Source organism: Bordetella muralis (assembly GCF_054781015.1).
In genome coordinates, this window is record NZ_BAAGVF010000003.1 from 552508 (window position 1) to 566540 (window position 14033).

The window sequence follows — 14033 nt, forward strand, 5'->3', positions numbered from 1 at the left end:
CAGTTTTTAAGCCCCGGCGGAATGATTTCCGCCGGGGTTTCGCACATTATCAATACCGAATAATCGCGTCATTCCGCCGCGCAAATGATCGACCATCGCCGTACGCGCCGCCTCTGCATTGCCTGCTTTGATTGCCTCGCCAATGGCGCGGTGTTCATTGCGCACATCCACAGCGCGTCTGACCATCGGCAGCGGTGACAGCTCGCGGATCAGCTTGATGGAAACCCGTGTCTGTTCAGCGAGTGCGGCCATCGTCATGCTGAAAAACCGATTGCCGCTGGCCGCGGCGATAGCACCATGAAAGGCGATGTCTTCTTCGATGCCGAGTTCACCGCGCGACCAGGCAGATTCCAAGAGGCGTTGGCGCCGTTCGATTTCCGCGAGCATTTGCGTATCGGTGCACCGAGCCGCCTCGGCAGCGCTTTCGCCCTCGATCAGACAGCGAAACTCCAAAAAGCTGCGCACATCCGGAATGCTGTGCAGCGGGCCGAACGTCGCGCTTTGCAGGGCAGGCGGCTTCCCCACAAAATTTCCCGAGCCGCGCCGGGCATAGACCCAGCCCTCTGAGCGTAATCGGGCCAGGGCCTGGCGCAGGACCGGACGCGATACGCCCAGTTTGCGCGCCAATTCGTCTTCGCTGGGGAGCCTATCGTCCGGCTCCTGTTTTTCGATGATTTCCAGCACCTGCTTGTAGGCGAAATCGCTCAGCGGGGAAATTGCCATTGGCGTCGTCCATGATCTGTAAATCGATATTGCCAAAGCAGTAATACTACTTTGTCATTTTGTTGACAAGATAATTGCTCGCCACGAGCATGACAACTCGCGCGCAGATCGATGTGATTCGGACCGATTCAGGTAACACCCGATTCGCCTTTCCTTTCTACAGACAAGAGCAGATTCACGGCATGGCTACCATTACGGCATTACGCAGTATTCGCATCAACGAACGTCCCAATCTGATTTGGGTGGAAATCGAAACCGACGAGGGTCTGATTGGCCTGGGCGAGTCATTCCGCGGTGCACAGGCCGTCGAGGCCGTCCTGCACGAGACCGTTGCACCCTGGCTGTTGGGCCGCGACGCACGGCATATCGAAGCCGTCTCGCAACAACTCATGAATCCCTACCTGGGATTTCACAGCGCCAGCGCCGAGATTCGTGCAGCGAGCGCCGTAGACATCGCCTTGTGGGACCTGGCCGGTCAACGCCAAGGCGTGCCGACCTATATCGCGATGGGCGGGGGCGTGCGTGATCGCATTCGTGCCTACAACACCTGCGCTGGCTATGCCTACAACACAGGCGGCGTAGTACGCCGCAGTACTGATGGCTCCGAGCTGTCGGCAGGCCCCTATGACGATCAGATCGCATTCATGCGTGATGCCGGGACACTGGCACAAAGCTTGTTGGACGAGGGCTACTCGGCCATGAAAATCTGGCCGTTCGATGCCTATGCCGCTGCTACGGGTGGGCACTTGATCAGTGCACAGGATTTAAAACATGGCCTGGAGCCCTTTAAAAAAGTGCGCGAAGCCGTGGGCGACCGCATTGAAATCATGTGCGAACTGCACAGCCTTTGGGGCGCCAATGCCGCATTGCGTATCTGCCGCGGGCTAGAGGACTACGGTGTCTTTTGGGCCGAGGATCCCATCAGCAAAATGGATGATGCCCAGGCGCTAGCCGACCTGCGCCGCCAGACCAGTGTGCCCATTTGCGGCAGCGAGACCCTGGCCGGTACCGTGCCATTTCGCGATCTGTTGGCCAAAGACGCCCTGGATATCGTGATGCTCGACTTAGCGTGGTGCGGCGGCCTGACCGAGGGACGCAAGATCGCAGCGTTGGCGCAATCCTACGCTCGACCACTGGCCCCCCATGATTGCACGGGGCCCGTCACGCTGATCGCCGGCTTGCACTTGGCCATGCATGCACCTACCGCAATTTTTCAGGAAGTCGTGCGCGCCACGCTGAGCACATGGTATCGCGATCTGGTCACGCATCTGCCCATCGTCGACCACGGCATGGTGCTGGCGCCGACCGCGCCGGGGTTGGGGACCAGTTTGAATCCTGCGATCCAAACCAGGCAAGACGCCATTGTGCGCGAGAGCGTTGCAAAGCAGTGAAGTAAACCGGCGCGCCGCGCAACCTCATCACCAGGCCCCAACACATATTGGCAAACAAGCGATGCCGTCATCCTGGGCGGCCGCTCTAATGCGTACATCAAGGAGACATAACAATGCAAAAATTATTGGCCGCCATGATGCTGTCATGCGCCGCATTCGCTGCAGCGGCTCAAACGCCATGGCCCAAAGAAAAGCCTGTGCAAGTCGTCGTGCCATTTCCCGCAGGCGGCGCTACCGATACGCTGGGCCGGATGATGGCCGAGCAACTGCAACGCCGCCTGGACCAATCGTTCGTGGTGTACAACCGACCCGGTGCCACAGGCACTATCGGTGGGGGCCAGGTGGCGCGTGAAAAACCCGATGGCTATACGCTGATGTTTTCCTCGCTGGGCACCTACGTCATTGCGCCGCACCTGATCAAATCCACGCCCTACGACGCCCTCAAGGATTTCGATTACATCACCGTTGCAGTACAAACGCCCAACGTCCTGGTCACGCCGCCCAGCAAATCGGCACGTACAGTACAAGACGTCATCGCCGAATTGAAAGCCAAACCCGGACAAGTCAGTTTCGCCAATTCGGGGTATGGCGCTTCGGATCATTTATCTGCCGAAGTCTTTCTACAGCAGACGCATACCGAAGGCATGCACGTGGCCTACAAAGGCGGCGCTCCCGCCATCAATGATTTGATGGGCGCCCAAGTCGATTACTCATTTCAGAACGTGAACTCCGTATTGCCGTACATCCGCGCCGGCAAACTGCGCGCCATCGCTGTGACCGGCGAAAAGCGTGCCGCCGTGTTGCCCGATGTGCCTACGCTGACAGAAGCCGGCGTACCGAATGTCGTGATCTATTCCTGGCAAGGATTATCGGCCCCCAAAGGCTTGCCCGCCGATGTCAAAGCCAAACTCGCCGAGACCGCGATCGCCAGTTTCAAAGACCCTGAAGTCGCCCGCAAACTCGAAGAGCAGGGCCTGGAAATCGTCGCCAATACCCCCGCGGAGTTCACTGCTTTCCAGGCTCAGGAATTCAAGCGCTGGAAAGATCTGATCGAGGAACGCGGGATCACGATCGAATAGGCTGGCGTGCGCCGGGCGTGGGCCAAGGGTAGAACCTGGCGTCGCGCAAGCGCCTTATCGCCAAAGTGAACGGAAAAGTCCGTTCGTATAAGTCAGTCTAGTCACCATCGCGGCAACTCGTCACCATGTTGGGGATGCGCTCCTTTCCGAGCGCTCCTTGATTTCAGGAAAAGCATGGTTCGAGGTTTATGTGCAGTCGTGCTGTCACTGTGTCTGGCAGGGTGCATGACATGGCCAAATAGCGCACCCGGCTGGCCACGCGATGGTGCGCCCGTGGCTGACTACGATTTCAACTGGCAGCTGTCCGGCGATCCCATGGTCGCACCGTTGCAGGTGTTCAGCGGAGCCGGACGTATCTGGCTGCAGTTCGCGCCGGGGCGTACGCCTCCGGCGCTATTCGCCCAAACGCCCAGCGGACTGCAACCGCTGCCGTATCAACGACAGGATCCCTATGTCATCGTGGACGGAATGTGGCCCGTATTGATCGTGCGCGGCGGACATCAGGTGGCGCGAGTAGAAAAGCATATGCCGCACGTCTCTGATGTTGACGACTCCGGTCGTGACATGGGATCGGGAAGCGAGCCGTGAGAGGAAATAGGAGCATGCCCCAGCTCACATTGTTGGTATCTTATATGATACTATGTTGATAACGCTAAGGATTTATCAGACCGAGGAGGGCAACGTTCCCTTCGACGAGTGGTTGGCCGATTTGAGAGATGTGCAAGCTCGTGCCCGAATCCGAGCACGGCTGGCGCGTGTACAAGCGGGAAATTTGGGCGACTGCAAGTCCGTGGGCGATGGAGTGCAAGAGCTACGCATCGATCATGGTCCTGGCTATCGCGTCTATCTGAGTCGGCAGGGATCAGTTGTCGTGTTGTTGCTTTGTGGCAGTGACAAATCGAGGCAGCGTGGCGGGATCAAGCTTGCCTTGAGATACCTGAATGATTGGCGTGAGCGAGGCGAACTATGAATGCACGTGACACAAGCTACGACGCATCGACCATTGCGGCAATGCGTGATCCTGTCGAAGCTGCGGCCTATCTGGCGGCAGTAATCGAGTTGGACGATCCGGCTGCCTTGCTTGTGGCATTACGCCAGGTGGCCAAGGCGCACGGAATGGCGGAGGTGGCACGTCGGGCGGATGTGGGTGAAAAAACCTTATTTCGTGCGCTGTCCGACAAGGGGAATCCGACACTCACCACGGTACACAAGGTGCTCCATGCGATGGGGTTGCGCCTCAGCGTTACAGCGATTTGAGCTGCAGGCAAACAGACCACAGCGCTTAGAAATCGGTCTGCCGTCCCGGATGCGCAGCCCTGCGCGGCATACCGCTCGACGCATGGCGCACCGCTTCCAGAAAGCGTCGATGAGATTCGCTATTGCCTACATCATTACGAACAATCGCCGCCACCGGCGGCAGGTTCCACTCGATGGTGTACGGGACAATTGCCACGCCTGCGATATGCACGAGCTCGGTGGCAATATCCGCCGGCAATAGCGACACTGCACGTTCGGACGAGGCGATGATTTCGCCGATCAGCTTTGCCGAATAGCCCTCAGTGATCGGCACGGGGGGCGCAATGCCGGCCTGGATGAACAGGCTGGCGACTTGCTCGCGCAGCGCGGTATTCGGCTCTCCCAGTACCCAATCCAGTTCAGCCAGTTGCGCCCAGGACAACGGCACCCGCCCCAACTGCGCCGCCAGTTGTCTGCTGCTGATGAGTCTGGCCTGTTGATGATAGAGCGGTTCGAACACCAGTCCTTGCAGGTCCAATTGGGGGCTTGCCCGCGCAATGACCACATCTAATTCGTGATCGCGCAGCGCGCGCAGCAGGCTCTCGCTGGTGCCGTCGTGAATGCGCACAGCCAACCGTTGAGTGCCGGTCTGCGCCGCACAGACGGCATCGGCGATCAAGCGCCCCGAAACATACGGCGTTACGCCCACGTGCAGGCGTGCAGCCAGGCCGACGCTGGATGCCTCCATATCCCGCACCAGATGCCCCAGGTCCTGCAAGATCGCTTGCGCCCGGGCGGCCACGACGCGCCCCATGTCCGTCGGAGCCATCCCGCGCGCTGTTCGCACAAACAGCGGGGCGCCAAACATGGACTCCAATTCCGACAATGTATTGGTCACCGCGGGCTGGCTGGTCGCCATTTGCTCGGCGACCCGGGTCAGCGAGCCGAGCCGATGAACCTGCACGATCAACTGCAGGTGGCGCATCTTGAGCCGCGAGATCAGGCGGCGGACGACATCATCGGAGGGAAAAACGGATTCGGGCATGCCGGAATGGGGAAAGATATTAGGTAAATGATATGAATATATCTTTAATCAGAATATTTCAATGATAACTCACCGCCTAGAATGGCCGTTCTTTCGCACTATTCGCCGTCATCAGGAAAATCACCATGAGCGATCGCCAAGCCGCCCTCGACTATCACGAGTTTCCCGTTCCGGGAAAAATCTCCATCGCTGCGACCAAGCCCCTGGTCACACAGGGTGATCTCGCGCTGGCCTACACCCCCGGCGTCGCCGCCGCCTGCGAGGAAATCGCCGCGGACCCGGTCAATGCCTTTCGGTTTACGGCCCGTGGCAATCTGGTTGGCGTGATCACCAACGGCACCGCCGTACTGGGGCTGGGCAATATCGGCCCGTTGGCCTCCAAGCCCGTCATGGAAGGCAAGGCCGTATTGTTCAAGAAATTCGCTGGCATTGACGTGTTTGATATTGAGATCGACGAGACCGATCCCGACAAACTGGTCGATATCATCGCCTCGCTAGGCCCCACTTTTGGCGGCATCAACCTCGAGGACATCAAGGCGCCCGAGTGTTTCACCGTCGAACGCCGGTTGCGCGAACGCATGAGCATCCCCGTGTTTCACGACGATCAGCACGGAACCGCGATCACCGTGAGCGCCGCATTCATTAACGGGTTGAAAGTCGTCGGCAAGGACATCACACAGGTCAAGGTCGTCGCATCCGGTGCTGGTGCCGCGGCGCTGGCCTGTCTGGATCTGATGGTGGATCTGGGCTTGCCGCGAGAAAACATCTGGGTCACCGATATTGAAGGCGTGGTGTACGAAGGACGTACTGTGCTCATGGACGAGCAGAAAGCTATTTTCGCGCAGAAGACCGATGCGCGTAATTTGGCCGACGTCATCGCCGGTGCTGACGTGTTCCTGGGCCTGTCCGCCGGTGGCGTGCTCAAGCCCGAAATGGTCGCGGCCATGGCCGCTCGGCCATTGATCCTGGCGCTGGCCAACCCTACGCCAGAGATCCTGCCCGAAGTGGCTCATGCGGTCCGCGACGACGTAGTCATGGCTACCGGACGTTCGGATTACCCGAATCAGGTCAACAACGTACTGTGCTTCCCGTACATCTTCCGTGGCGCGCTGGACGTAGGCGCCAGCACGATCACGCGCGAAATGGAGATGGCCGCGGTCCGTGCGATTGCAGCCCTCGCTGAAGAAGAACAAAACGAGGTCGTGGCGGCCGCCTACGGGACCTACGATTTGCGATTCGGTCCCAACTACTTGATCCCCAAGCCTTTTGATCCGCGTTTGATCGTGCGCATCGCACCCGCCGTGGCTGCAGCAGCGATGGAAAGCGGCGTGGCGACACGGCCCTTGGCGGATCTGGAGGCGTACGCCGAACAACTGCAGCAGTTCGTCTACCGTTCCGGCGCTTTCATGAAACCGCTGTTTGCCAGCACCAAGCGTCTGGTGCGTACAGGAGGCAAGGCCCGCATCGTCTTTACCGAAGGCGAGGACGAACGCGTTCTGCGGGCGGTGCAGGTGGTGGTCGATGAAGGCTTGGCCAAACCTATACTGGTCGGCCGTCCGGCCGTGTTGATGGCGCGTATCGAGAAATTCGGATTGCGCCTGCGCCTGGGGCAGGACGTCGAAGTGACCAATCCCGAGTTCGACGAGCGTTTTCACCAGTACTGGACGACCTACTGGGACAAGATGTGCCGCCGTGGCATCACCAAGGAAATGGCCCGTGTGGAAATGCGCCGCCGCATGACCTTGATCGGCGCGATGATGGTGCACCTGGGGGATGCGGACGGCATGATCTGCGGTACGGTGGGGGCGTATCACGACCACCTGCGGTTTATCGACGAGGTCATCGGCCTGCAACCGGGGCACAACGTCTACGCCGCGATGAATATCCTGTTGCTGAACGAACAGACCATCGCGCTGGTCGACACGCACGTCAATGATGACCCCAGCGCCGAGCAGATTGCCGAATACACGGCGATGGCCGCACAAACTATGCGGCGCCTGGACGTGATGCCCAAGGTCGCCCTGTTGTCGCGCTCGAACTTCGGCTCGGGCAGCTCTGCATCCGGCGCCAAAATGCGCCGAGCGCTGGAGTTGATACATGAACAGGCGCCGGACCTCGAGGTGGACGGCGAAATGCACGGCGATTGCGCGCTGGACGAGGCGCTGCGCCAGCGCCTGTTGCCCGAATCTCCCTTGAAAGGCGCGGCCAACCTGTTGGTCTGCCCGAATGTGGACGCGGGCAATATCGCCTATAACCTGCTCAAGACCGTCGCGGGAGGCAACGTCGCCGTGGGGCCATTCCTGTTGGGCGTCAACGCACCCGTGCATATCCTGACCTCGAGCGCCAGTGTTCGCCGGATTGTCAATATGGCGGCGCTGGCGGTGCTGGAGGCTAACGGCGGATTGGGCTAGGCCGCGCATGTCTCGCGCGGTGTAGTCGAGGGTTCCTTTGGAACTGGGACTGCATTCAGCGTGCAGTCCCGGCCCTTGGCCCTCGCACGCGCGCTAAAACAACGCTTGACTTAAAGTTAACTTTAATTTCTAGACTTCAGCCATCCCCGAGTCCGGATGCATCCTGGCAGCTACCCGCTGCAGGGGGACACTGTTCAGATATCCAGAGCAGGCGTCGCGCACCGGCTCATCAACCTGTGATTGGCTGACATGACACCACCACCCCGCACCGCTTGGCGCAACATCGCACTGGCGATTCTTGCCGCGCTCATCGCCTCATTCCAGATTGGCAAGGCCATCATCGCTGCGCCCTTGCTGCAAGGCGATCCACTGCACTTGAGCCTGGGGCAAACGGGGCTGGTGATATCGGCCTTGGCGATTGTCGGCGCCCTATTGGCGATGCCGCTCGGCGTGCTTATTGCGCGCTTTGATGCGCGTAAGATCCTCGTGGGCGGATTAGTCATCATCGCTCTGACCAGCTTGTTGGGTGGTGGCGCGCCGAGTGTCGCAGTCTTGCTGATATCGCGCGTTCTCGAGGGCATAGCTGTTGTCATGCTATTGATCTGTGCGTCGAGTGTCGTTGGGCGTCAGGCAGCCCTCGAGGACCGCGATTTGGCGATGGCCTTGTCGAGTACTGCCGTTCCCAGTGGGATTGCGTTGGTGATCTTTGCGACGACGCTGTTCTCATCGTTGGGTCAGCCGCTGTCGTGGCCTGCGATTTGGCAAATCAACGCTGGCTTGGCCATCGTATGTGCGATCGTGATGCTGTTCGGATTGCCGTCGATGCCTGCCATAGCAACTCCGCCTCTCGATGCAACACCTCCCGGAAACCCGCACGAGAGGAGCGCGTGGAATGCCATACGCAAGGTGGGCATAGCACGTGGCCCGCAGTTCATTGCGATCTGTTTTGCCCTGTACGCGATTGTCTACTTTGCATTCTCCGGATTTCTGCCCTTGTTGCTGCGTGATCTTCTGGACTTGACGCCCATACAGGCAGGTTTTGCGAGTGCGGCAATTGTCGCCTCCAATGTGCTGGGGAACATTGGCGCAGGCATGTTGATGCGACGCGGCATTGCCTCGCGGCGGATTGTGTCGACGAACTTCATTATTGCGGCCCTCTGCATACCGGCGTTGTTCTGGCTGCATCTGCCGCCCATCGTTGCCGTGTCTGTTGCCGCGGCAATGATCGGCTGCATGGGCGGCATCCCTGGGGCGTTGACTGCCATTGCCCCCAGAGTTGCTCCCAGTCCAGCGCTGGTCGCACCGACGATCGGCTTGATGTTGCAAGGCAGCTATGCGGGGCAATTGATAGGGCCGATGTCAGCGGGCGCGCTGGCGCAAGCCGGCGGCTGGACATTAGTGGCACTGATGCTGTTACCGCTGGCCGTAGGCGGTGCGATGTTGGCACGTAAGCTCTAAACTGCATCTGGTTCAAGACGGGGGGACACCCGCATGCGATTCAGCTTGCGTCAGATGGAAGTATTCCGAGCGGTCATGTTGACCGGCTCGATCAAAGGAGCATCTCGCTTACTTTTTACCTCGCAGCCTGCGCTGAGCCGCATCGTCGCGCATACGGAATTGACGCTGGGACTGACGCTATTTAACCGGGTCAAAGGCAAACTGGTTCCTACCTCAGAGGCCGAGGCCCTGTTTCGCGAGGTGGATCAGTGTTACCAGCAAGTGCTGCGCGTGGACGATTTCGCGCGTGGGCTGGTCAGCGGTCCGTCAGGCGTGCTGAATCTGGCATGCAGCCCTGCGCTCAGCCGTGGCATTGTGGCCAGGACGATCACACGGTTCGTTCAGCAGTATCCCAATATTCAGGTGAACTACTGCCTGACGCTCTTGAACAGCATGGCGCAAGACGTGCTGAGCAACAAGGTCGACCTGGCGATCTCCGTGCTGCCCATCGAGCATCCCAACCTGCATGTAACGCCATTCCTGTCTGGCCGCATGGTGTGCGTCGTGCCTCGCGGGCATGTGCTGGCGGAGCTGAAATGCGTGAGCATCGCAGATCTGGCGAGATATCCTCTGATCGCCCATCATCCCAGCATCCCTTTCGGCCAGCTGGTGTCTGCGGCATTCAACAAGGCCAATATCAGTCTGCAGGCCTCTATCTATATTCATCACACCGACATGGCCTGCAGCCTGGTGCGAGCCGGCGCCGGCGTTGCGATGGTGGATCAGTTCACCGCCGAGAGCATGGACTGGCCCGATATTCAGGTATTGCCGCTGGCAGAGGACATCCCGCTGAATCCCAGTATCGTGCGATCGGCTTTTGATACAGGAAAGACTCATGCCACGAAGTTTATCGAGCTATTGCTGAAGCACGATTAACCTGAAGCTATACCCCATCGAGGAATCAGCACTCGCCCAGTTCTCTCCTGATCCCTAGGATTCCATTGATGACGCCAGGCCATTGGCTGACGCGAATCGTGAAACCTGTGGAGACAGCAATAATGAAGTTGGGACTGATAGGTCTGGGTAACATCGGCCAGCATTTTGCAAATCGTCTGTTGGCCGCCGGCCATGAGCTGATTGTGCATGATCGCTCATCGGCGGCGCAGGAACGCATCGTGGCGCGTGGCGCAAAAGGGGCGGGCAGCGTCGAGGAACTGGCAGAGCAGACGCCCATCGTGCTGTTGTGTTTGCCGATGCCGGCTGTTGTCGCCGAGGTCGGCGCCCAAGTCGCCCAGGTAAAGAACGTACGTATCCTGGTCGACTTGTCCACGACAGGCCCTTCTGTCACCAAGACCGTCGAAGCGTTGTTGAGCCAACAGGGCATCGCCATGATCGGTTCACCCGTCAGCGGCGGCACGGTGGCCGCTGAAAAGGGCACGTTGGCTGTGATGGCGGCCGGCCCTAAAGAGGCATTTGACGAAATCGAGCCAGTGCTGCGCGTCATCGGCAAAAACGTGTTCTATCTCGGAGCCGATCCCAGTCTGGGCCAGACCACGAAGATCATCAACAACACGCTTTATGCCACCAGCATGGTGGCCAGCTGCGAAGCCCTGGTCTACGGCGTGAAGGCCGGGTTGGATCCTCAAACGCTGCTGGACGTGATCAATGTCTCCAGCGGACGTTCGTTCGCGACGTTGGAGCGTATTCCCCAATGCGTCCTGGACCGCAGCTTTCCCGTGCGTTTTACGACGGAGTTGCTGCACAAAGACGTCAAGATGTGCATCGACGAGGCCGAGAAACTCGGTGTTCCCATGTTGGTGAATCCGGCTGCGCGGCAATTTCTGGCATTCGCGATCACGCAGGGCGATGGACAGCGCGACAACGTCTATCCCATTCGGCATATCGAACAATGGGCGGGCGTGGAGTTTGGCGCCAAGCCGCAGTGACGGCGTTGCACTGAAAAAGATGAGGAGACAGTTAATGAAGCGACGTCTGTTCGCGGCGTTGATGTGCGCCTTGCCCGTGCTAGCGTGGGCGGCCTATCCAGAAAAGCCTGTTCGTTTGATCGTGCCCTTTACACCAGGCAGCATTACGGATGTGGTGGCGCGTGCGCTGGCCCAGGGCCTGGATAGCGAATTGGGGCAATCTGTCGTAGTCGAAAATCGCGCCGGCGCCAACGGCACAGTGGGCACGGCTTCCGCGATACGCTCTGAGCCGGATGGGTATACCTTGTTCATGGTGGGCGTCAGTACCGGGGCCAGCAACGTCAGTGCATTCAAGTCCTTGCCCTATGATCCTCGCAAGGATTTCGCACCCATCGGCCTCGTTGCCGAAGCGCCTTTCATGTTGGTCTCGCGCGGTGATTTGCCTGTAGATAGCGTCAAGGACCTGATTGACTACGCCAAGGCGAATCCCGGCAAGCTGTCCTATGGCTATGGATCGGGCAGTGCGCAGCTATGCGGGGCGCAGGTCGTATCCATGGGCGGGTTTACTGCTACGGCCGTGGCCTACCGTGGCGTGCCTCAGGCCATGACGGACCTGATGGGTGGGGTACTTGATTTTACGATTGCCGATATGGTCAACGGTCTGCAGCAGGCGCAGGCCGGCCGGGTAAAAGCCCTGGGGGTAACCAGCAAAACGCGTTCTCCGTTAGCCCCGGAGCTGCCGACCTTGGCGGAAGCGGGGCTGCCCGATTACGACCTGAATGTCTGGTTTGGGGTGGCGGCTCCTGCCGGTACGCCATCTGACGTGATAGCGCGCGTCAACCAAGCATTGGGGAATGTTCTGCAGTCATCATCGCTGCAACAGCAGTTCGCGACAAATGGGCTGACTGTGCGTACCTCTACGCCCGAAGGATTCCGGCAACTGATTGCATCCGATATTGATAAATGGGGCAAGGTTTTCGTCGATGCGGGCTTAACCCCTCAGTAGTGATCATCCATACGGCGTGGTGACCGCGCCGGCGTAATTTTCATTCAGGAAACAAAGGAGTACACCAGTATGGCAATTCAGATCCGCAAAAAGCTGTTGAACGTCGAATCCATCTATCACGAAGGCGGCCCCGTTCGTGACAAACCCATCAAGATGGCGTCGATCGCGGTGGTGATCAAGAACCCCTATGCGGGCCGCTATGTCGAGGACCTCTCCCAACTGGTCGAGGATTCCAAGGTGTTGGCCAAGGACATCGTGCCCGAGCTCATGGAAGCCGTGGGCGGCCCTCAGAATGTCGAGGCCTATGGAAAAGGGGCCATCGTGGGGTTGAATGGCGAACTGGAACACGGGGCCATCTGGCACGAGGCCGGCGGTTGGACGATGCGTGCGGTGTTGCCCAAAGCAAAATCCATTGTGCCGGCAGCCAAGGTCGTTGCTTCGGCAGGTACTCGACTGCAGATTCCGTTGCATCATATCGAAGCCTGCTATGTGCGCAGCCACTTCAGCACCATGGACGTAGGCGCTATTGACAGTCCGCGTCCCGATGAGCTGCTGTACGCATTGGTGGTTTCCACCGGTACACGTGTACATGAGCGCCTGGGCGGCTTGCGTGCGGATAATTTGACGGTCGGTGACGGCCAACGCTGAGTGTTTTTGCCCTCGCCAGAGCACAGGACTGAGGGCGTGCGATATGGCGCATTCCACTTTGGGACGGCGCCATATTTCTATAAATCGATAGGTGTTGCGCGTATCCCGATGCGGGGGCGACGCACGCCAGCAAGGAGACAAGCATGATCAAGACAATTACCGCCATCATGGCAGGCGTGATGTGCCTCGCCGCTACCCCTTTGGTTCACGCTGAAAATTGGCCTACGCGTCCGATTACGCTGGTGGTGCCGCTGGCGCCCGGTGGCAGCACCGACGCAACCGCTCGCCTGATCGCCCAGAAGCTGCCGAACGAACTAGGGCAGCCCGTGGTAGTCGAGAACCGTGCAGGTGCAGGGGGCAATATCGGCGCGGATTATGTGGCCAAGGCGACACCGGATGGGTACACGTTTCTGATGCATACCAGTACGCTGATGACTAACGTGACGCTCTACAAGAAAATGCCGCTCGATGTGCAAAAAGACCTGGCCCCGGTGTCTCGCGTTTCGCTCATCCCGAACGTTCTGATGGTCAACACGAGTTTTCCGGCAAAGACGCTGGCTGATTTCATTACCTATGTAAAGGAGCACAAGGGCGCCGTCAATTACGGCTCGGCGGGCAATGGCACGTCGCAACAGCTATCGGGGGCGTTATTCGGCCAGATGGTGGGCGCGGAGATGACGCATGTGCCCTATAAAGGGGGCGCACCTGCGAATACCGACCTGCTGGCAGGGCAGATACAAGCCGTTTTCTCACCTATGGTCGAGATACTGCCGTTCATTGATAGCGGCAAACTGCGTCCATTGGCCGTCACTACGGCAGAGCGGTCGCCGCGGTTACCTGATGTGCCGGCAGTGGCCGAAGCCTTACCCAGATATGAAATCGTATTATGGAACGGCGTATGGGCGCCTGCAGGCACACCCAAGCCTATCATTCAGCGTATGAATGTGGCCATCAATGCTGTGCTGAACGATCCCGATGTGAAGAAAATCCTGCGTGAGCAGGGTTCGACTCCTGCGGGTGATACCCCGGAAGCTTTCCAACAATTGGTGGGTACCGAAATCAAGAAATGGGGCGAGCTGGTAAAACTGTCGGGCGCGAGTATTCAATAATCAAATCCCGTTGACGGAGACAC

The 14033-nt window shown here is 59.0% G+C and carries 14 protein-coding genes; 12 read left to right on the forward strand and 2 right to left on the reverse strand.

The genetic code is table 11. The features are described 5' to 3' along the window. Positions 1-6: 6 nt before the first annotated feature. Complete coding sequence (locus ACYVIT_RS07560) at positions 7-723, reverse strand: FadR/GntR family transcriptional regulator (protein ID WP_415808768.1); 717 nt, start codon at positions 721-723, stop codon at positions 7-9. 182 nt (positions 724-905) lie between these two features. Here ACYVIT_RS07560 and ACYVIT_RS07565 point away from each other — a divergent pair, with 182 nt between their 5' ends. The 5 genes from ACYVIT_RS07565 to ACYVIT_RS07585 all read left to right on the forward strand — a co-directional run bounded on the left by ACYVIT_RS07565 (position 906) and on the right by ACYVIT_RS07585 (position 4450). After that, the gene (locus tag ACYVIT_RS07565; RefSeq protein ID WP_415808767.1) at positions 906-2114 is read left to right on the forward strand and encodes a mandelate racemase/muconate lactonizing enzyme family protein; all 1209 of its coding nucleotides are present in this window, start codon (positions 906-908) and stop codon (positions 2112-2114) included. Between the two features lie 113 nt (positions 2115-2227). Then, complete coding sequence (locus ACYVIT_RS07570) at positions 2228-3193, forward strand: Bug family tripartite tricarboxylate transporter substrate binding protein (protein WP_415808766.1); 966 nt, start codon at positions 2228-2230, stop codon at positions 3191-3193. A 225-nt stretch (positions 3194-3418) separates the two neighbouring features. After that, positions 3419-3781: a TrbG/VirB9 family P-type conjugative transfer protein gene (locus ACYVIT_RS07575; RefSeq protein WP_415808765.1), complete on the forward strand. Its 363-nt coding sequence runs from the start codon at positions 3419-3421 to the stop codon at positions 3779-3781. 52 nt (positions 3782-3833) lie between these two features. Next, complete coding sequence (locus ACYVIT_RS07580) at positions 3834-4163, forward strand: type II toxin-antitoxin system RelE/ParE family toxin (RefSeq protein ID WP_415808764.1); 330 nt, start codon at positions 3834-3836, stop codon at positions 4161-4163. After that, positions 4160-4450: an addiction module antidote protein gene (locus ACYVIT_RS07585; protein ID WP_415808763.1), complete on the forward strand. Its 291-nt coding sequence runs from the start codon at positions 4160-4162 to the stop codon at positions 4448-4450. The genes ACYVIT_RS07580 and ACYVIT_RS07585 overlap by 4 nt, the downstream gene beginning before the upstream one ends. A 25-nt stretch (positions 4451-4475) precedes the next feature. Here ACYVIT_RS07585 and ACYVIT_RS07590 read toward each other — a convergent pair whose 3' ends face one another. Further along, complete coding sequence (locus ACYVIT_RS07590; protein WP_415808762.1) at positions 4476-5474, reverse strand: LysR substrate-binding domain-containing protein; 999 nt, start codon at positions 5472-5474, stop codon at positions 4476-4478. A gap of 125 nt (positions 5475-5599) precedes the next feature. Here ACYVIT_RS07590 and ACYVIT_RS07595 point away from each other — a divergent pair, with 125 nt between their 5' ends. From ACYVIT_RS07595 to ACYVIT_RS07625, 7 genes are all read left to right on the forward strand, one after another. Beyond that, entirely contained in the window at positions 5600-7885 is a 2286-nt protein-coding gene (locus ACYVIT_RS07595) for an NADP-dependent malic enzyme (protein ID WP_415808761.1), read from the forward strand. Positions 7886-8134: 249 nt separating this feature from the next. After that, positions 8135-9343 carry an MFS transporter gene (locus ACYVIT_RS07600; protein ID WP_415808760.1) on the forward strand — a complete coding sequence of 403 codons (1209 nt, stop codon included), beginning with the start codon at positions 8135-8137 and terminating at the stop codon, positions 9341-9343. Positions 9344-9376: 33 nt separating this feature from the next. After that, on the forward strand, positions 9377-10258 hold the full coding sequence (locus ACYVIT_RS07605; protein ID WP_415808759.1) for a LysR family transcriptional regulator: 882 nt from the start codon (positions 9377-9379) through the stop codon (positions 10256-10258). Positions 10259-10326: 68 nt separating this feature from the next. Continuing rightward, positions 10327-11268 (forward strand): NAD(P)-dependent oxidoreductase, encoded by a 942-nt coding sequence (locus ACYVIT_RS07610; protein WP_415808758.1) that lies wholly within the window; start codon positions 10327-10329, stop codon positions 11266-11268. 34 nt (positions 11269-11302) lie between these two features. Next, on the forward strand, positions 11303-12253 hold the full coding sequence (locus ACYVIT_RS07615) for a Bug family tripartite tricarboxylate transporter substrate binding protein (protein ID WP_415808757.1): 951 nt from the start codon (positions 11303-11305) through the stop codon (positions 12251-12253). A 69-nt stretch (positions 12254-12322) separates the two neighbouring features. Next, positions 12323-12901, forward strand: coding sequence for an amino acid synthesis family protein (locus ACYVIT_RS07620; RefSeq protein ID WP_415808756.1), 579 nt, complete (start codon positions 12323-12325; stop codon positions 12899-12901). 143 nt (positions 12902-13044) lie between these two features. Continuing rightward, the gene (locus ACYVIT_RS07625; protein ID WP_415808755.1) at positions 13045-14010 is read left to right on the forward strand and encodes a tripartite tricarboxylate transporter substrate binding protein; all 966 of its coding nucleotides are present in this window, start codon (positions 13045-13047) and stop codon (positions 14008-14010) included. Positions 14011-14033 lie beyond the last annotated feature (23 nt).